The sequence below is a fragment of the Ralstonia sp. SET104 genome, from assembly GCF_003851545.1.
Lineage (GTDB): Bacteria > Pseudomonadota > Gammaproteobacteria > Burkholderiales > Burkholderiaceae > Ralstonia.
This window is the reverse complement of the sequence record NZ_BHVX01000010.1, coordinates 117,558-135,986: the sequence shown is the minus strand read 5'-3', so window position 1 is coordinate 135,986 and position 18,429 is coordinate 117,558. Positions and strand designations below refer to the sequence as shown.

Here is an 18,429-nt window from a genome sequence, read left to right as displayed (position 1 = left end):
GTCAGGTGCGAGAACGGTTCGCGGCCCCCAAAAAATATTTGATGTTGCGCGAACCCGTTTGGTGATTCGGACCCTCTTAGTGGGCGAGGAAGCCTTCTGCAGCCTCAAACGACACCTTACCAAGGAACCATTATGAAGACATCGTTGAAACTCGCATCCCTGGCCGCCCTGACCGCTGCGACTCTGGCATTGCCGGCTGCCGCACAGGAGACGAAAGGCACGGCAAAGTGCCACCCCAAGGCTGAGATGGCCAAGTGCGGTGCAAAATGCGCGGGCAAGTGTGCTCCCAAGAAGAGCATGGAAAAGGCGAAGTGCGGCGCGAACAAGTGCGCGCCCAAGAGCTGATATCCGTGGCGCGGACCCGACGTTCAAAGAGTCCGGCCAGTGACGCCGCGCGCGTCGCTGGCTTGCGCTTGCTCGGTGTCTATGCGGGCCTGGCCCAGCAAGGTACACATCTTTTGAGTGGCCTGTTAGCCGGCCAGGTTCCGAGACAATGGGCGCACTATCCGGACGACGACGCCATCGATGCGAATGGCGGTTACCAGTGGTTTTATCACTCGCACTCCCCGGACGACCGGCCCGGCACCTCGGAGCATGGACATATTCATTTGTTTGCACGACGCAAGCTGTGGTCGCGGCGGCTGCAGTCGAAGCGGGAACTGGCGTTCGCGGAACTTGCCATTGGGGCCCAGTGTCTCGCCGACACGAGGCACCTGCTGGGCATCGGCTTTGATGCGAAAGGGCTCCCGATAAGCCTTTTTACAGTCAATAGCTGGGTGACGGGTGATTTGATGCTCAGCGCCGATACAACAGCCGAGCTGCTGGACCGTATGTTCCTGGACACCGGCAACGTGGGGGTCGATGCGGTCATCGAATCGGTGGTGCGCCTTTTCAGACTCGAAATACAGGACTTGCTTGTCAGGCGAGACGAGGTGCTTTTCGGATTCGAGGGTAGCAATGTTCTTTCCAACGAATCGCTCGAGGTGCTCTCAGCGCATGCCATTAATGTTGATGCGAAGCTGGATCGGCTCTAACAACGAGCGGCCGGCGGCGTAGATAACGGAATCGTTCAAGCGCCGCCGGTTTCTCCGGCACGGGCGGGCGACGGGCGATGGTCTGGCTGTAAGAATCCCTTCCTCCAATACCACTACGGCTTGTGCTTGTCGTCCAGAGACGAGAGCAATACGTCGTGAAAACGAGAACCTGCGATGCAGTCGGTCCGAATCATCATCTTCGCTAAAGCCCCATACCCTGGGCTTGCCAAAACGCGTCTGATCCCGGCACTCGGTACCCTCGGTGCCGCCCGGATCGCGCAGCGCATGCTCGACAGCACGCTGGCCAGCGCGCTGGCGGCCAGACTGGGGCCGGTAGAGCTGCGGGTGACACCCACAATCGACGCACCAGAGTGGCAAGGCGTCAGACTGCCCGACACGGTCGCGGTGCAGGAGCAAGGCAATGGCGACCTGGGCGCACGGCTTGCACGCGCGGCAGCGCTGGCGGTCGGACTTGGCCAAGCCGTGCTGCTGATCGGTACCGATTGCGTCGAATTGAGCGCGGTGTTGTTGCGCGCAGCCGCCACGGCGCTTCGCCAGCACGACGCGGTGCTGTATCCCGCCGCCGACGGCGGCTATGCTTTGCTTGGACTCTCCCGTTATCACCCTTCGCTGTTCACCGACATTGCCTGGAGCACAGATTGCGTCGCGTTCGACACCGCGTCTCGCATCGCGCGGCTCGGCTGGTCGCTGCATCAGGGGGCCATGCTGCACGACGTCGACGAACCGGCTGACCTGGCCCGGCTGCCCGCGGACTGGGCGCTGCCGAAAGGGCGCAGTGCCACCATCGTGTAAGCAAAGCTCGCTGGAGGACGACCAATGGGTAGGTTTGTCCGATTTCAAGGAAGACGCACCATGCACGATCTCGTCAAAGACTATTACGGGCGCCAGCTTCAACATTCCGACGACCTGAAGACCTCCGCGTGTTGCGACCCGTCGGACACCCCCGCCTGGCTCAAGCCGCTCCTGGCTCGCATTCATCCTGAAGTCTCCGCTCGCTACTACGGCTGCGGGCTGGTTTGTCCACCGCTGCTGGAGGGCTGCCGCATACTCGACCTCGGTTGCGGCGCCGGACGCGACGTGTACCTGCTGTCTCAGTTGGTCGGTGCATGTGGCCAGGTGGTCGGCGTTGACATGACCGAGGAGCAGCTTGCCGTCGCCGAGCAGTACCTCACCCACCACAGCAGGCAGTTCGGTTTCGCCAATGTGGCGTTCCGACAAGGCTATATCGAGCATCTCGACGCAATGGGATTGGAACACGACAGCTTCGACGTGATCGTGTCGAACTGCGTGGTCAACCTGTCGCCGGACAAGGCGGCGGTACTGCGCGAGGTCCATCGGCTGTTAAAGCCGGGCGGCGAATTCTATTTCTCCGACGTCTACGCCGACCGGCGCGTGCCGGAAGCGGTACGCAACGACCCCGTGCTCTACGGTGAATGCCTGGGCGGGGCGCTGTACTGGAACGATTTTCTGCGGCTTGCCCATGCGTGCGGCTTTACCGACCCACGGCTGGTGACGGATCGCCCGCTGGTCATCGACGATCCGCAGTTGGCCGGCAAGGCCGGCAACCTCCGCTTCTATTCGGCCACCTGGCGTCTGTTCAAGCTGGCTGGGCTGGAAAGTGCCTGCGAAGACTACGGGCAGGCAGTGATCTACCGGGGCACGGTTCCTAATCAGCCGCACCGTTTCGTGCTAGACAAACACCACGGCATTGAAACCGGTCGCGTGTTTCCAGTGTGCGGCAATACCTGGCACATGTTGCACGACAGCCGCTTTGCCCCGCACTTCGACTTTATCGGCGACTTTTCGCACCACTACGGGCTGTTCGCAGGATGCGGCGGCGGATTGCCATTCGACCAGAACGCTGCGCCATGCGGCAGCGGTTGCTGCTGAACGCGACCGCATCAAGGAGCACACCATGGACACCCTGTTGATCGGCGCCGCCCTGTTCGTCGCATTCAGCAACGGCGCCAACGACAACTTCAAGGGGTTCGCCACCGTCTGGGGGGCGGGGACGCTGAACTATCGCACCGCGCTCCTTCTGGCCACTGTCGCCACGGTAGCCGGCAGCGTGGCGTCGCTGCTGCTGGCCGATACACTGGTACAACAGTTTTCCGGCAAGGCGCTGGTGCCCGACGCCATCGCCAGCGCACCGCTGTTTCTCGCAAGTGTCGGGACGGGCGCTGCGCTGACAGTCTTCATCGCGACGCGCGCCGGCCTTCCTGTGTCGACCACCCACGCGCTGATCGGCGGCTTGATTGGTGCGGCACTCGGCCAGCACGGCGGCGAAATCCACTACGGCAAACTTGCCAGCAACTTCCTGTTGCCGATGGTCACGAGCCCCCTGATTGCTGCCGCCCTCGGTTTCGCGATCACTCCCTTGGTTCGTCTGCGCCGGGCCTCACAGCGCGATTGCGCCTGCGTGCTGCCGCCCGTTGCCTTGGCGGAGCCCCTGGCAAATGGCACCGCCCGATGGCAGGCAGCCGCGCCGAGCCTAGTGATTGCGCCGGCGGCGCACTGCAATACGCTGCCGCAGCCGGTCGCACGTTTCTCGCTCGGCAGGCTGGCCGACCACGTTCACACGCTGTCCGGCGCACTGATCTGCTTCGCGCGCGGGGTGAACGACACGCCAAAGCTGGCGGCCTTGCTGCTGGCCGCACATGGGGTCCGAGCGTCGGTGTCGGTGGTGGCGATCGCCGCGATCATGGCGGCCGGCGGCCTGCTTTACGCGCGGCAGGTCGCCCTCACGATGAGTCAACGCATGACGCGGATGGACAGTGCGCAAGGGCTGACCGCCAACCTGATCACCGCCGCCCTGGTGCTGTTTGCCAGCAAATTCGGTCTGCCGGCGTCCACCACCCATGTCGCAGTCGGTTCGATCGCCGGGGCGGGCGCGCGCAATCTCGACTGGGCGACCGTACGCAATGTCGGGCTGTCTTGGGTCGCAACCTTACCGTTGGCTGCCACGTTGGCCTGGTTGGCAACGCAAGCCGTGCGCGCGCTGTAGGGCGGTCAGGAGAGGAGTTCACCATGCATGCCACGCTGCCATTGCTGCAAGTCACCGACTTCCCTGCGATCCGTCGCACGACGCTCGACACCTTGCAGGTCAACCTGGGCTATAGGTGCAACCAGGCCTGCGTGCATTGTCACGTCAACGCGGGACCGAACCGCACCGAGATGATGGACCGCGACACGGTCGAACTGGTGCTGGCTGTGCTCGCCGCGCGCCGGCTCACGGCGCTCGACCTGACAGGCGGCGCGCCGGAGCTTAGCCCGCATTTCCGGGATCTGGTGAGCCGCGCACGAGCGCTCGGGGTTCGGGTGATCGACCGCTGCAACCTGACCATCCTGTTCGAGCCGGGCCAACAGGATCTGGCCGACTTCCTGGCCCACAAGCAGGTCGAAGTGGTTGCGTCGTTACCGTGCTACGAGTCCGATAACGTTGACCGCCAGCGCGGCGCCGGCGTGTTCGACAAGAGTATCGCGGCATTGCGAGAACTGAATGCGCGCGGTTACGGTCGGCCCGGCAGCGCGCTCACGCTCAATCTGGTCTACAACCCGCAAGGACCGGTATTGCCACCAGCCCAGGCGAAACTCCAAGCGGCGTATCAACGCGAGCTATCCGAGCGATACGGCATTGTCTTCAACCAGTTGTATGTGCTCGCTAATATGCCGATCCAACGCTTCGGCAGCATGCTGGTCTCGAAGGGGCTGTTCGCCAGCTACATGCAGCAACTGCGCGAGAACCATTGCGCGGCCAATCTTGAGGGAGTGATGTGCCGCCACCTGATCAGCGTCGACTGGCAAGGCTATCTGTACGACTGTGACTTCAACCAGATGCTGCAACTGCCGCTGCGCTGGTCGGGCACGCCCCATCCGCATCTGCGCGACCTGCTAAAGCAAGACATGATCGGGCAGCCGATCGTGATCGCTGACCACTGCTACGGTTGTACCGCTGGACAAGGTAGCAGTTGCGGCGGCGCGCTCATGTAACAGGGGAGCGACACATGAAACGATCCAAGCTTGTGCTGCTGCTCCTGGTCGTGACGCTGCTGGCGGGCTTCTGGGGGCTGGGCCTCGAGCGCTATCTGAGCTTCGATTCCCTCAAGGCGGGTGAGGCAGCGATTCGGGCGTTGGCTGAGCGCCATCCGTGGCTGGCTCCGCTGCTTTATCTCGCGCTCTACATTGCGCTTACCGGCCTGTCTCTGCCGGGTGCCGCGGTGCTAACGCTGGCCGGTGGCGCTTTGTTTGGGCTGGGAGCAGGCACGCTGCTGGTGTCCTTCGCGTCGAGCTTCGGCGCCTTGTTGGCGTTTTTGCTGGCGCGTTATCTGTTCCGCGACACCGTCCGGCAACGCTTTGGCGACAGGCTTGCGACAATCGAACAGGGTTTCGCGCGCGAGGGCCCCCTCTATCTGTTCGCGCTGCGGCTGGTCCCACTGTTTCCTTTCTTCCTGGTCAACCTGGTGGCCGGTCTGTTGCCGCTGCGTGCGTGGACGTTTTACTGGGTGAGCCAGATCGGCATGCTGCCAGGGACGCTGGCCTACGTGAACGCCGGCACCCGGCTGGCCCAGTTGACCAGCGTGCGCGGCATCCTGACGCCGGGTGTGCTGTTGTCGTTCGTCGTGCTCGGCGTGCTGCCGCTGCTCGCGCGCCGGCTATTGGCATGGTTCCGGCAGCGGCGTGTCTACCGGCGCTGGTCAAGGCCGCGCCGCTTCGATCGCAACCTTATTGTGATCGGCGGCGGTGCTGCCGGGCTGGTCACTGCGTATGTTGGCGCATCGACCAAGGCCAAGGTTACCTTGATCGAAGGCCACAAAATGGGCGGCGACTGCCTCAACACCGGCTGTGTACCGTCCAAGGCTTTGATCCGTACCGCCAGGTTTCTGCACCAATGTCATCACGCCAGCGCGCTCGGTGTCCGAGCAGTCGAGGTGAAGTTTGATTTCGCCGAGGCAATGGCGCGCATCGCACGGGTAGTCCAAGCGGTGGAGCCGCACGATTCGGCCGAACGCTATCGGCAACTGGGCGTCGATGTGATCCGCGGCCATGCGCGCATCACATCGCCATGGTCGGTCGAAGTCGACGGCCGCACGCTGACGGGCCGGGCGATCGTGATCGCCAGCGGTGCGCGCCCGGTCGTGCCGGACATCCCCGGGTTGCTGGAGGCCGGCTTCCTCACCTCGGAAACGCTGTGGTCGCTGACCGAACAGCCCGCGCGACTGGTCGTGCTCGGCGGCGGTCCGATCGGCTGCGAACTGGCGCAGGCATTTGCCCGCCTCGGCAGCCGGGTGACCCAGATCCAACGTGCACCGCAGCTATTGGTGCGCGAAGACGGTGAGGTTTCGCACGCCGTGCGCACGGCGCTCGAACGCGATGGGGTCAGGGTGCTGACTGGCTGCCGGACGCTACGCGTCGAACGCAACGGCCAATGCAAGCGGCTGAGGTTGAGGCAAGGCGATGAAGACATCACGGTCGAATGCGATGCCGTGCTCTGTGCAGTCGGCCGAAAAGCGCGTACTGAAGGATTCGGGCTCGAAGCGCTGGGCATCCCGCTGACCGACAAGAAGACTATCGAAACCGATGGCTATCTGCAGACGCTGTACCCGAATATCTACGCTTGCGGCGACGTAGCTGGCCCGTATCAGTTCACCCACACTGCCGCTCACCAGGCGTGGTACGCGAGCGTCAATGCACTGTTTGGTCGCTTCAGGCGCTTCAAGGTTGACCACTCGGTGATCCCGTGGATCACATTCACCGATCCGGAGGTCGCCCGCGTCGGTTTGTCTGAGCGGGAAGCGAGCGAGCGCGGCATCGCCTATGAGGTCACGTGCTATCGGCTCGATGAGCTGGATCGTGCCATCGCAGATGAAGCCGCCGGTGGCTTCGTCAAGGTGCTGACGCCACCCGGGCGGGATCGCGTTCTCGGCGCGGTCATCGTCGGGGCGCACGCAGGCGAACTGCTCGCCGAGTTCGTGCTGGCAATGCGTCATGGACTCGGCCTGCGCCAGATCCTGCGCACAATACATGCTTATCCGACCTGGGCCGAGGCGAATCGGCACACGGCCGGCGCGTGGCAGCGAGCGCATGTGCCGGCGTGGCTGCTCTATTGGGCCGAGCATTACCACGCCTGGCAAAGGAAGGGCGCATGACGTGGCTATCGATTGTCATACCCACGCTGAACGAAGCTGGGCAGATCGAGCACACCCTCTCGGCGTTGCTGCCGCTGCGCCGGGAAGGGGTGGAGGTGATCGTAGTCGATGGCGGGAGCCGCGATGACACGGCCGCGCTGGCCGTGCCGCTGGCTGACCGGGTGCTACGCTCGCCGCGCGGTCGGGCAAATCAGATGAACGCAGGTGCTGCCGAGGCAACCGGGCAGGTGCTGCTGTTCTTGCACGCCGACACGCGGCTGCCCGAGCGTGCCGACAAGCTGGTTCTGGCAGCGCTCACCGGAAGCGGCCGAGCGTGGGGGCGCTTCGACGTGCGCATTACCGGCCGGCCGCCAATGCTGTGGCTGATTGCCCGCATGATGAACTCGCGTTCGCGTCTGACCGGTATCGCGACTGGCGATCAGGCGATGTTCGTGCTACGGGACGTCTTTGCCGAGGTTGGCGGTTTTCCGGCGCAGCCGCTGATGGAAGACGTCGAGTTGTCACGCCGCCTCAAACGGCTGTCGCCTCCGCTATGCCTTCACTCGACGGCTGTGACCTCGGGCCGGCGGTGGGAGATGCATGGCGTATGGCGAACTGTGCTGCTGATGTGGGGGCTGCGGTTGGCTTATTTTGCGGGTGTCAGCGCGGCAAGGCTGGCCCGGCTTTATCGCTGAGGTGGGTGTTCGCACTGTTTTTCTATGATTGAAGGTCGACGGTAAGCATAGGCAAAACCATAGCGACAAGCGCTGCGTATCGCCTCGGCCGATGCTACGGTTGGCGTTTTCTTTTTGGCTTGATCGGTCTGGCCCTGCTGCGAATCCTGGCGAGCGCGCTCCCATAGACTGAGCGCCAAGCCCGCAAAGATTACGGGTAGCCAACGTGCCTTTGACTGGCTGGTCGGGGCATCATTCGCTTATACCCAAGCCCATCGACAAGCGTGCAAGCGGCTAGCCGTTGTCAAGGCAATTTCGGCTCGTTCAGTGTCGCCGCATTGCGAGCCAAGGCAGTGCGGGACATTTCGCGGCTCGATGCGGTACGCACTTTTTCTTGGAGATTGAAACTTTTCCAGCCTTGCGAGCGAACCTCTCGTTGGGAGGTACTTTCACCTGCTATCAACCTTAGGCTAGGCGGCAACAACCGAACACCGGCACAACGGCATCCGCTACGTCAGCCCTGCGCAGCGTCATGCGGGCGACGACACCGCAATCCGCGCCGCTGGTCAGGCGCTATCCGGAACTGGAGACCCTTTGAGGCAGTGATCTTGAACCCCGAACGGGACTCCATCGTCAAGACTCGTTCGGGATTCGTTGATAGACAGCTGCTGGCTACATGAACGAGGCGACAACTACCTTGACGCGCGCCGCTCATCAAGCCTAGCCTTCTGGGCCAACAACTCTTTGTGTGTGGCCACAATGTTCTCCGTGATTTCGTTGCCCCGTATGCGACCCGGCCGGCATGGGGCGCTGGGTTGGTCAAAGCGAAGCGCTGTGCGATCTGCTGACCGACGCGCTGCGCTGGTACGTGATGGCGGCGACCAAACTGCACGCGGACGACACGCCGATCTCCATACTTGCGCCCGTCAACAAGAAGAGGAAAAGAGGCCCGCAGTGGGTCTATGTGGGGGACGTCAGCAGATCCAGCTCGCAAGAGCCGGCCATATGATTATCAGAACCAACAAGGGAATCACAATGGAGCTACCACGCCGCCGGCCCGGATCCGTTCCGGCGATCCACCCCGTTCCGGAATACGAGGCCGAGGGCGCCCTCAAGCAGCGCTACGAAGCCATGAAGACAATCTTCCAAGTGCCATGGATGGGCGTGATCACCATGGCCTACGCGCATTACCGCACCTTCTATGACACGCTGTGGGACGGCTTAATTAAGCTCTGCGCCAGCAGTGCCTTCGTCGAGGGATTCCAGGATCTGCGCCGCCTGACCGAAGCCGGTGTGACAGCCGTCGATCCTCCGCCGATCGCGGCCCGTTTGGCCGCGATCGGCTATGCACCGCGCGAGATCGATGACATTCGCGCCATGATCGAGGTTTTCTCGCATGGCAATTTTCCCTATCTACTCGTCGCCACTATCACCCGCTACCTGCTCGAGGGGGGAGCAATGGACGGCGATCGCTCCGTGGAGGTCTTTACAGGCCGCCATGCTCCAGAATTCCGCGTGCCGTTCGTCTTGATGGAAGCGCACCACGCCGATGTGCCGACTCGGATGGTTTATGAAGACGTCAAAGCGACGCTGGGGCTGCCCTTCGTGAACACCGATTATCGTGCCCTTGCACGCTGGCCGAGCTATTTCGCGATGGCCTGGGGCGACTTGAGAAGGATTGTTGGCACGCCGGCCCATGAGGAGCTGGCCCAGTTGGTCCATGACCGTGCCGTGGAGATCGCCCGTACACTGCCCAATCCCGGCGGCATCACCTCTCAGACGCTCCGCGCGGCAGCCGAAAGGGATGCGCCGTTCGAGGAGATATTGGAAATGACACGCCTGTTCCAATGGTTGCTGCCTGGCCTCGTTACCAACATCGCTTATTTCCGTCTGCAGCTGTGAGGTAGGTTCGTCTGGCTGTTCAGGAAGCTTCCGCTGGCCAAGACCGCCGATAACTATGCCGCGCTCTTGCCGTGGGCGATGACAACTTCTCGCTGAGAGGCGTTGTTGAAGGACTGCTTACAATAAAGCTACTTAGTCGAACCTGATGCCCAGCCAAGGGCCTGGGGATCAGTAGATTGAGGTTCTACAAGCACGCTAACCCTTGGAGACCAATCCTTCGGCGTTTGCTCTTGCTAGCACACCTGCGACGATCCGATCGCAGCGTGCGCCAGCGAAGGCGAAGGCGTCGTTCAGCGCGACATCGACTTGGCTGGCCAAGCCCTCACGCAGCATGCTGCGGGCGCGGAAGAATCGGGTTCGCACCGTGGCCTCAGGAATGTCCAACGCCTGTGAAACCTCTTCCACACTCATTTCTTCGACCGCGCGCAACATGAACACGGCGCGGAAAGTCTCAGGCAACATGTCGATACGCGCCTCAAGCAGCTTGCGCATCTGGGCACGCATGACGAGGTTTTCAGGTCGATAGTCAGGGTCATCGGTCAGCGATGACTGGATTTCTGGCTCGATGGAGTTCATGGCGGCATCCAGTGGAATGACTTGCGCAACCTTTCGTCTCAGGCGGCCAAGCGCCTCGTTGGCGACGATCCGCACCAGCCAGGTTGAGAGCTTGGCGTCCGAACGGAAACCCTCCAATGCGCGCCAGGCACGCAGGTAGGCCTCCTGAAGCGCCTCCTCGGCGTCCAGGTCGCTTTTCAGAATGCTGCGCGCCGTACGAAACAACAGCCGGTTGTGGCGGCGCATGATTGCCTCGAAAGCAGCTTCGTCTCCTTGGGCGGCGCGTGACACGAGCTCGGTCTCTGTGGTGAGCGACGAAATGGGAGCTGGCGTCTGGTGTTGTGTGTTCAACTGGTTGTCTCCTGGACATCGAACGAATGGGGCGAGCCACGATCTACCGCCGTGGCCGTGGCCGGCTCTGACGGACAAGACCTTGACTCAGTAACCATAGAACTCCTCGCTGCGCACATTGTCCTCGTCCATACCGGCTGCCACCAACGTCTGGCGCATGGCCTCAACCATGGCCGGTGGGCCCGAAACATAGAAAATCGGATCGGCCAGCCCCTCGATAGCATGTTTGATCCATGCACTGTCCATTTTTCTGGTTACACCATCCCAGCTTTGCGCCGAGTGTTCCATGTCCGTCATGGTTGCCATGAGGCGGAACCTTGGGTTTTGCTTTTCGAGCTGCTGTAGTTCGGTGAGAAATGCCGCGTCTTCAGGGCGGCGGTTGGAATACAGCAGCAGCAGATCTTGCGGTATCTGGAGCTTCGTCGCGTCCCGCAGTATGCTCATGAACGGAGTCACCCCGATCCCGCCGGCGATGAGTACACCCGCGCGCGCCGTATTTTTGTGCAGAGTGAGCGAGCCGAAGGGGCCGTCGATCTGAACTTCTGTGCTGATGGGCAGGTTACCTAGCGTTCGTTTGAATACGCTGTCGCGCATGCGGGTGGCGATAATTAGTTCGTCTTCGTGCGGTGCGCTGACGATGGAAAAGACATGGCGGACGTCTGAAGAATTAGCGTCAGCATGCTGCCCCGGCAGGATGAGCTCCATGGCCTGTCCCGGTCTGAATTCAAAACCAGCAGGTTTTTCGAGGTGAAAGGCCATAGTGCCCTCAGCAACCCGACGATGGGCGGTGAGTCTAACGGTGTACTCAGACATGATGAACCCTCAGGTGTTAAATAGCCGGCTATACCCACAGGATGGGACCGGCCGACAAAATATTCGCACCATCAACGATGGCTCCCGAGCAGGCTCAAGAACTCACCCCGTAGCGTCGCGTCTTTCAAGAACGTCCCCCGCATGACGGAGTTCCGCATCAGCGCACCATCGTCCTTGACCCCGCGCCAGTGCATGCAGAAGTGGTTGGCTTCCATGACGATGGCCAGGCCGTCGGGTCGGATGCGTTGCTCCAACTCGTCAGCCAGCATGACCACGGCCTCCTCTTGAATCTGCGGCCGGTTCATCACCCATTCGGCCAGGCGCGCATACTTGGACAGGCCGATCAGATCGGACGACGCATTGGGCAGCAAGCCAATCCACACCTTGCCCAGGATCGGACACAAATGATGGGAGCACGCGCTGCGCACCGTCACCGGGCCGACGATCATCAGTTCGTTGAGCTGCGACACGTTCGGAAACGCCGTAGCCGCCGGCGCTGCTTCATAGCGGCCCCGAAATACCTCGTGCACGAACATCTTGGCGACCCGCTTCGCCGTCTCGGCGGTGTTGTGGTCGTTCCGGGTATCAATCACCAGTGAGCGCAGCACGCCTTGCAACTCATGTTCAACCTCTATACGCAGTTCGTCCAACTCGCCGTCACGGATGAAGTCGGCGATATTGTCGTTCGCATGGAAACGTTGCCCTGCCTCGATGAGGCGACGACAGATGCGGTCGGATACGCTCGCTTTAGTTACGGTAGGCTTTTCCTGGAGTACAGGTTCGAGCAGCATGGATAAATTCCTCTATCAATAATTTGCGATAGCGACGCGCACACAACCTAGTTGCTGGAGCGTCCGACGCCGTGGTGATACACCAGTTTTCCGCCAAGCCAGCCGCCGCCGACCAAACAGATAAAGCCGCCCGCATCCATCAGCAACGAAATCGTGTTAGGTTCCAGCGGCCGCAGGTCTTCCAGCCGCAGCAGCAGGCGAGTGCAAAATAGTGTGCAGGCAACGAGCACCGCGCCCATGTGCCAGTAAGCAGTCCGCATAGCGGGGCCTTCGGGCACATGAGACAGTTCGATCAAGCCTGTGAGCATGGCCACAAAGGCCATGCCACAGCCAACTGCGAAGAGTCCGCCTGACCAACGCCAAGCGACCTCGCCGAGCCAGAGGCCGGTGAAATCTGCCACCACAGCCAGCGACCAGCAGGCGATGGGGAAATGCACCAGTGCCGGATGCAGAGGATGGCGCGACATCACAGCAGCACGCTTGCCAGCGTCAGAAAGCCCGCGACTGCGACGCCGGCATGAATCACCACCACGGCCTTGGACGGTAGCTTCTTACGCACATGGAACGAGGCCAGGAAGAATCCACCCAGCGCTGCCACCAGCATCAGCACGAAGCTGATCAGCACTTTCTGCGGCGCATTGCCCTGGACGAGCAGTGCGATCAGCAAAGCCAGGCCCGCTGCGCCGAGCAGTGCGTGCAATAGCGACAACACCCAAGGGGCGAACTTATCGCGCAGCACATGCGCGGCCAGCACCAAGCCACCAACGGCGGCGATGGCAAATACGACGATGGCGTAGTTAAGCATTTGTTTTTCTCCAGAGAAGTTGGGGAGATTGCTTGCAAGTCACCGTCTTGGGCTTGCAGAGATCTCCTCTGAGTTGTTGGATTAGCTCTTGAACTTGTCGGGGAATGCGGCAATCAATCCGGCGCTGAGCGCGTCGGCCATGTGCAACATGTGGGCTTCAGCCTTGCCGTATTCGGCAATTCCTTCGGCGTAATTGCCTTGAATCACCGCCGTGGCGTAGACCAGCGCCGTATCGATGTGGCCCTTCATCATTGAGCGAACCGTCTCCCGGGGCCAGTTTTTGTTGGCTTTGGCGAGGAAGTCCGCGATTTCTTGCGCGTTGGCGTAGGCTGCCGCCACTGTCTTATCGAGCGCAGGCTTGTTACCGGCCTTGGCCTGTTTGACCACCTCGACCGCTGCGCCAATGTGCTCCTTGAGCAGCTTGCTCAAAGCATCGCCGGCAGCTTCACCGTAAAACGGCTTGATCGCATTGCCGATGTCTTCCTGATTTTTGAGCAAACGCGCGGCCGTTGCGTCAAAGGCAGCCGGGTTGGAGACGTACGCCGTTACCGCTGCGTAAGTCCACTCCATGTGCTGAGCCCACAGAGTCTGCATGGCAGAGTACAGCGCGTTCATGCTCGCACTGCGTTGACCGGCCGATACCGCCTTTCCGACCACCCGTCCGGTTGGTGCGTGCGCAGTCGCGTCATGGGCGCTGACGCTCCCAGAGGCGAAGGTGAACAAGGCCAAACAGGCTGCGGCTGCGGAAAGCGTGAATCGAAGCGAAGGCGCTGGTTGCGGTGCTGATAAGTAGGTCATAGTGATCGCCAGTAGAAAATGCCGTGATGGACGCAGCGCCTGACGCTGTTTGGCAGGTTGTTTTAGCCTGCGTCTGACCATTGGATGGAGTGAGGTTTAGCCACGTTCCGGAATGCAGGATGCCTTGGGCGGGTGCTGTCACGTTAGCGAGGCGGCCGCATAAGATGACGGGATGACGAAGACCAAATCGCTCTATCACGGCCACCGATTTCCGGCGGCGGTCATCAGCCACGCGGTGCGCAGGTATTTCCGCTTCAACCTGAGCCTGCGCGACATCGAGGAACTGCTGTTCGAGCGAGGTTGGTCGTTCCCTACGAGACAATTCGCCGCTGGTGTGACAAATTTGGCGCCGGCTATGCCCATCGCGTGAAGGCTGCACGGCGCAAACCAGGCAGCACCTGGCCTCTCGATGAGATGTTCGTGACGCTGCGCGGCGAGCCATATCTGCTGTGGCGAGCGGTCGACGAGCATGGCGCCGAACTGGAGATCTTGTTGCAGAAGCGGCGCGACAAGGCTGCCGCCAAACGCTTCTTCCAGCGCGTGCTTCGCTCATGTCCGGCGCCCCGCAAGATCGTCACCGATCAGTTACGCAGCTACCCGGCCGCAATGGCCGACATTCCAGAGCTGGCCAGCGTCAAGCACGTGTTCGTGAGAGCCGCCGCGCGCGTGAACAATCGAGCCGAGAATAACCACCAGCCGACCCGCGAACGCGAGCGGCGTATGCGAGGCTTTCGCGACCGCAAACGTACGCAGGCTTTCCTTTCGAGCTTCGGTCCGATCCGACAACACTTCGCGCTGAAACGGCATCTGCTGCGTGCTTCGCTCTACCGCAAACACCTTGCAGCGAGATTCGCTGCCTGGCAAGAATTCACTGAAGTGGCCCAAAATCCGTCAACTGCCTTCTGATCAGTGTCCCCCGTGCCACTGCCTTGCCTTGCTATCGACAAGTTGACAGCGCCTTCCAGTCTGCAAGCCTTTTCCTCGACAGCCTCTCGCGGGCGTGGAACGACAACGGGAAGAATTGAGAATCGCCCGATTCCCCGGCCGCAGCTCTGCAGTGGCATCGCCACAGAATTCCGGGTGCCGCAGGTTGAGTGGCCAGTTTTTATGGGCACCGCCTCTGAATGAAGGTCGAGATTTCCTCGGGGCGTGCGAACACCACGGCGGCGCGGTCACCTTGCATGCCTGTGCCGATCAGCACAGGCTGACCGGCAGCCGGGCCCGCAGCGCTGCCATCGGTTTTGAATCGCAGGTTGAACTCCCAAAAGGCCTGGGTCTTCCGGTCGGCGGTGGTCAGGCGATAGGTATCGCCACAGTAGCGGATTGAGGTGACCCGCGACGCCGCGTCGAGCTCCTTCAAGTTCGGCAGGCCACGATCGGGCACCTTCACGCGCCCCGTGGAAACGGCTTCAAGGTAGGCGACCAGATCGGCTCGCGTGCGTACATCGGCAATACCGGGAAAGGTCATCGCGTTACCCGGCACCAGCGCCGCCGGATTCTTGAGCCACGCGTCCAGGTTCCGCTTGTCCCAGACCAGACCTGATTGCTTGAGGGCGTCAGAGTAGCGCGCGAAACCGTCGGCTGTGCCGGCTTTGCGGCCCAAAACGCCCGCCAAGCTCGGGCCCGTCATGTGGCGGCCCGGTGCAAACGAATGGCAGGCCATGCACGCGCGGGCGGCTTGTGCGCCATGCGCAAGGTCACTCTCGGCGCGCGCCGGCGCGTTAAAGACAAGTGGGGCCAAAGCGGCCGCGATCACACGAAGATCGGGACGTTGAATCATTTGACGGCTCCTGTTTGCGTATCGGATCACCTTCGAGCCGCTAGCCAGGGAACGATGAAGGAATACTCATACAGCATATAGAGGCGGGACAGAGTCAGCACGATCGCACGACATCTCGCCAGGCGGCGAACTGGGGCTGCGCAGGGTTGGCTGGCGCGGGTTACGGACCGCGGCGCGCTCCTTCTTCCGGCTGTGAGGAAGTGACGCTCGGCAAGCATCACAGGAATCATGCCTTTGTCGGGGTTTCGTACCGAAGGCCCGGCCCTGAGCCTCCCTCGCAGGCGTTCACACGTGATAATCCACCATTATCGTGTGTGAAAAATTACCAGAATTCTGTAGCTTGACGCCTCAATTTGGTACGTATATACATGGTACGTATTACGGTATCAAATTGTAGGAGCACCATGGCCCGTGCAGGACTGAGCCGCTTGGACGTGAAGCGCGCCCGCGATTCGCTGGCTGCCCAAGGGCAGCACCCCTCGATCGATGCGATACGTATCGCGCTAGGCAACACCGGCTCGAAAACGACCATCCACCGCTACCTGAAGGAACTGGAAGAGGAGGACGGCACGGCGCTGACGCGCACCGGTTCGCTCTCCGACGCCATCCAGGATCTGGTGGCCCGGCTGGCGGCGCGCCTGCACGAAGAGGCGCAGGCGACAATTGATCAGCAAATCACCGCCGCGGCCGCGCAGCGCCAACAGGCCCAGGCGGAGGCCGACAAGCTGTCCGCAGATCTCGCCGCGCTGCGCGCCGAGTTGGCGCAGGCTCACTCCAACATTGCCAACGTGCGGGCCGCGCACAGTGACACGCAGACGGCGCTGCAGCAGCGCACCATCGAGGCTGAGCGCTCGGCACAGCAGGTTCAGGACCTCACGGCCCGGCTGGCCGAGCATGAAGGCTTCCGCCGCTCGCTGGAGGAGAAGCTGCAGCATGCCCACCAGGCACTGGACCACTTCCGCAACGCTAGCAAAGAGCAACGGGATCAGGACGCGCGCCGGCACGAGCAGCAGGTCCAACAACTGCAGGCGGAAATCCGGCAGGCCAATCAGGCACTGATCATCAAGCAGGGAGAGATCACGCAGTTGAACAAGGATGGCGCGAGGCTGGTAGCCGAAGCCGGGGCCGCGGCGAAGCGTGTCCGTGAGTCGGAGGCACGTGGCGAACAGACTCTGACGGCGCTGAACCAGGCGCGCGCAGACTTGGCCCGAGCAGAAGCGGAACGGGACGCGCTGCGCACAACGGTGCAGACGCAGACGGACGGGTTCGCGGCCGTGCGTGCGGAACGTGAGCAGATGGCAGCAGAGTTGGCCAAACTGGCGGCACGCCTGGAAGCCCAGCAGACGCTACTGACCGACTACCGGGCGCAGCTCGGCTTGGCTGGGCCGGCGACCTGAAACGCTAAGATTTTGCGCGCGAAGGATGCTCCTTGACGGTCCGTCCGTCGCAATTGACCACTCACGCCCGAATCGACCAAAGAAGAAACCAAGCGAGATACAGCAGGCCGATTGCGATAAGGAAGGCGGCAACCCCAAGGTAGTAGCGGCTGCCATAATGTGGCTCGGCTGAACGATACGCGCGATGCGAATGCTGAATGTGCGGCTTCATGATGTGCGGGGGAGGTGCACGGGTGATGGTTGAAGAATAGGTCATTCTTCCCATGCAAGTTCTGCGCCCACGTGTGGCCGCGCTGGAGTTCGCCTGACAATGAAAAAGGCCTCTAGGCAAAGGGGAATACTGCGCGGCTCGGTCGTATGACGGCGACCCCGTTGATGTCGAAGTGATAGGCTTGACCATTCGATTCGAAGGACAGGCAGCGTGGTGTCCAGCCCAAGGCCAGCAGTTGCCGCACCTCGACGCCATCGACGGTGAGGCCGCCCGGCGCGACGGTAATGCTCTCGCAGTCAAGGCGCAACGAGGCAGCCCCCTCTGCAAGGCGAGCTTCTTCGATCAGGATTGTCCTCGGGAAGCGGATAGGCATGACCGACCGACTCGAATCAAGTGCCGCAGTAGCGTTCGAGCAAAGCTGCTTCCGTTTCATGCACTTCAACCGGAAAGCTCGTAGCGCCGGCAAACACTATGTAGCGCGCACGATGCTGGCCGTTTCGGAAGGAGGCGACACCTTCCTTGTCCAAGCCAATTAGACCGAGCAGTGTGCGCCTGTTTCGCACCCTGAAAGTGACATAGGGCATCTCAGGGATTCTTGCTTGGCTAGGATCGAGGAACTCACAGATGCCGCGGACCTTGCCCGGATACCAGTCCTCCACCCTTGGCAGCACGTAGTCCGTGGTGTCGCGATCTGCACAGGAGAGCAATTTCTTGGCATCGACCATCACGACCCGGTGGCGCGAATCGTCGGATACAAACGCACGCTTCAGGCGCGTGAACGCATACGGCTCATGGTTGCGAAGCCGGACATTCCAAATCTCGATGTCGCTGCAATGCGCCTGATCGACTTCCACCCCATTCCCCGAAAGATGAATTTTTGCCCAGCAATTATGCCAACGGGTGATGAAAAAGTGGTTCTGCTCCCACCGAACGCACCTCGGCATAGCGGGCCCAGCAGCGTAACGGGCAACTCGCTGGACGGCGCGGCCAGCGTCAATATTCGGCAAAAACGGCATATTCACTGCGCAGTGAACATGCTGCCCGCCGCAGCCGCGCCCAACTGGCCAGAGCCGTGAAACCGTAAGAAATCGCACGAAAAGGACGGCTTGCGCGAAATCGTCAAATCCGTAACCCGCTGAATAAAAAGAGGATTCCGGACGAAGCCGTAAGAA

Annotated in this window: 20 protein-coding genes and 2 pseudogenes; 12 read left to right on the top strand and 10 right to left on the bottom strand. The window is 61.6% G+C overall.

The window, feature by feature from the left end; all coding sequences use genetic code 11:
• The first annotated feature begins 311 nt into the window (after positions 1–311).
• From PSUB009319_RS14610 to PSUB009319_RS14570, 10 genes and pseudogenes are all read left to right on the top strand, one after another.
• On the top strand, positions 312–1,034 hold the full coding sequence (locus PSUB009319_RS14610) for a hypothetical protein (RefSeq protein ID WP_260392990.1): 723 nt from the start codon (positions 312–314) through the stop codon (positions 1,032–1,034).
• A gap of 174 nt (positions 1,035–1,208) precedes the next feature.
• Entirely contained in the window at positions 1,209–1,847 is a 639-nt protein-coding gene (locus PSUB009319_RS14605; protein ID WP_124382942.1) for a TIGR04282 family arsenosugar biosynthesis glycosyltransferase, read from the top strand.
• 60 nt (positions 1,848–1,907) lie between these two features.
• A complete protein-coding gene (locus PSUB009319_RS14600; protein ID WP_124382941.1) occupies positions 1,908–2,945 on the top strand; it encodes a methyltransferase domain-containing protein in 1,038 nt (345 codons plus the stop codon).
• 25 nt (positions 2,946–2,970) lie between these two features.
• Positions 2,971–4,059: an inorganic phosphate transporter gene (locus PSUB009319_RS14595; protein WP_124382940.1), complete on the top strand. Its 1,089-nt coding sequence runs from the start codon at positions 2,971–2,973 to the stop codon at positions 4,057–4,059.
• 23 nt (positions 4,060–4,082) lie between these two features.
• On the top strand, positions 4,083–5,045 hold the full coding sequence (gene arsS, locus PSUB009319_RS14590) for an arsenosugar biosynthesis radical SAM (seleno)protein ArsS (RefSeq protein ID WP_124382939.1): 963 nt from the start codon (positions 4,083–4,085) through the stop codon (positions 5,043–5,045).
• Between the two features lie 32 nt (positions 5,046–5,077).
• Positions 5,078–7,201 (top strand): FAD-dependent oxidoreductase, encoded by a 2,124-nt coding sequence (locus PSUB009319_RS14585; RefSeq protein ID WP_306308031.1) that lies wholly within the window; start codon positions 5,078–5,080, stop codon positions 7,199–7,201.
• Entirely contained in the window at positions 7,198–7,875 is a 678-nt protein-coding gene (locus PSUB009319_RS14580) for a TIGR04283 family arsenosugar biosynthesis glycosyltransferase (protein ID WP_124382938.1), read from the top strand. The genes PSUB009319_RS14585 and PSUB009319_RS14580 overlap by 4 nt, the downstream gene beginning before the upstream one ends.
• A 465-nt stretch (positions 7,876–8,340) precedes the next feature.
• Positions 8,341–8,534: pseudogene (locus PSUB009319_RS23275) on the top strand (hypothetical protein); the annotation flags it as partial.
• A gap of 122 nt (positions 8,535–8,656) precedes the next feature.
• Positions 8,657–8,863 (top strand): transposase, encoded by a 207-nt coding sequence (locus PSUB009319_RS14575; protein WP_374704199.1) that lies wholly within the window; start codon positions 8,657–8,659, stop codon positions 8,861–8,863.
• Entirely contained in the window at positions 8,860–9,756 is an 897-nt protein-coding gene (locus tag PSUB009319_RS14570) for a hypothetical protein (RefSeq protein WP_124382937.1), read from the top strand. Before PSUB009319_RS14575 ends, PSUB009319_RS14570 begins: the two co-directional genes overlap by 4 nt.
• A 195-nt stretch (positions 9,757–9,951) precedes the next feature.
• On the opposite strand, the gene PSUB009319_RS14565 is transcribed toward PSUB009319_RS14570, so the two are convergent.
• The 6 genes from PSUB009319_RS14565 to PSUB009319_RS14540 form a co-directional block, all read right to left on the bottom strand.
• A complete protein-coding gene (locus PSUB009319_RS14565; RefSeq protein ID WP_124382936.1) occupies positions 9,952–10,662 on the bottom strand; it encodes an RNA polymerase sigma factor in 711 nt (236 codons plus the stop codon).
• A gap of 87 nt (positions 10,663–10,749) precedes the next feature.
• Positions 10,750–11,475 carry a ferredoxin--NADP reductase gene (locus PSUB009319_RS14560; RefSeq protein WP_124382935.1) on the bottom strand — a complete coding sequence of 242 codons (726 nt, stop codon included), beginning with the start codon at positions 11,473–11,475 and terminating at the stop codon, positions 10,750–10,752.
• A gap of 71 nt (positions 11,476–11,546) precedes the next feature.
• Entirely contained in the window at positions 11,547–12,266 is a 720-nt protein-coding gene (gene folE / locus PSUB009319_RS14555) for a GTP cyclohydrolase I (RefSeq protein WP_124382934.1), read from the bottom strand.
• A 47-nt stretch (positions 12,267–12,313) separates the two neighbouring features.
• Positions 12,314–12,733, bottom strand: coding sequence for a DUF2231 domain-containing protein (locus tag PSUB009319_RS14550; RefSeq protein ID WP_124382933.1), 420 nt, complete (start codon positions 12,731–12,733; stop codon positions 12,314–12,316).
• The gene (locus PSUB009319_RS14545) at positions 12,733–13,071 is read right to left on the bottom strand and encodes a hypothetical protein (RefSeq protein WP_124382932.1); all 339 of its coding nucleotides are present in this window, start codon (positions 13,069–13,071) and stop codon (positions 12,733–12,735) included. The genes PSUB009319_RS14550 and PSUB009319_RS14545 overlap by 1 nt, the downstream gene beginning before the upstream one ends.
• An 81-nt stretch (positions 13,072–13,152) precedes the next feature.
• Positions 13,153–13,950, bottom strand: coding sequence for a hypothetical protein (locus PSUB009319_RS14540; protein WP_124382931.1), 798 nt, complete (start codon positions 13,948–13,950; stop codon positions 13,153–13,155).
• 91 nt (positions 13,951–14,041) lie between these two features.
• Between PSUB009319_RS14540 and PSUB009319_RS14535 the strand changes: the two are divergent.
• A pseudogene (locus PSUB009319_RS14535) lies at positions 14,042–14,775 on the top strand (IS6 family transposase).
• Between the two features lie 199 nt (positions 14,776–14,974).
• Here PSUB009319_RS14535 and PSUB009319_RS14530 read toward each other — a convergent pair.
• Positions 14,975–15,649: a cytochrome c family protein gene (locus PSUB009319_RS14530; RefSeq protein WP_124382930.1), complete on the bottom strand. Its 675-nt coding sequence runs from the start codon at positions 15,647–15,649 to the stop codon at positions 14,975–14,977.
• A 404-nt stretch (positions 15,650–16,053) separates the two neighbouring features.
• Between PSUB009319_RS14530 and PSUB009319_RS14525 the strand changes: the two genes are divergently transcribed.
• Positions 16,054–17,046, top strand: coding sequence for a DNA-binding protein (locus PSUB009319_RS14525; RefSeq protein ID WP_124382929.1), 993 nt, complete (start codon positions 16,054–16,056; stop codon positions 17,044–17,046).
• Positions 17,047–17,107: 61 nt separating this feature from the next.
• Here the strand turns inward: PSUB009319_RS14525 and PSUB009319_RS14520 are convergent, their stop codons facing one another.
• The 3 genes from PSUB009319_RS14520 to PSUB009319_RS14510 all read right to left on the bottom strand — a co-directional run bounded on the left by PSUB009319_RS14520 (position 17,108) and on the right by PSUB009319_RS14510 (position 18,111).
• A complete protein-coding gene (locus PSUB009319_RS14520; RefSeq protein ID WP_124382928.1) occupies positions 17,108–17,302 on the bottom strand; it encodes a hypothetical protein in 195 nt (64 codons plus the stop codon).
• 67 nt (positions 17,303–17,369) lie between these two features.
• Positions 17,370–17,630 carry a hypothetical protein gene (locus tag PSUB009319_RS14515; RefSeq protein WP_124382927.1) on the bottom strand — a complete coding sequence of 87 codons (261 nt, stop codon included), beginning with the start codon at positions 17,628–17,630 and terminating at the stop codon, positions 17,370–17,372.
• A 16-nt stretch (positions 17,631–17,646) separates the two neighbouring features.
• Complete coding sequence (locus PSUB009319_RS14510; protein WP_124382926.1) at positions 17,647–18,111, bottom strand: hypothetical protein; 465 nt, start codon at positions 18,109–18,111, stop codon at positions 17,647–17,649.
• Positions 18,112–18,429: the final 318 nt, after the last annotated feature.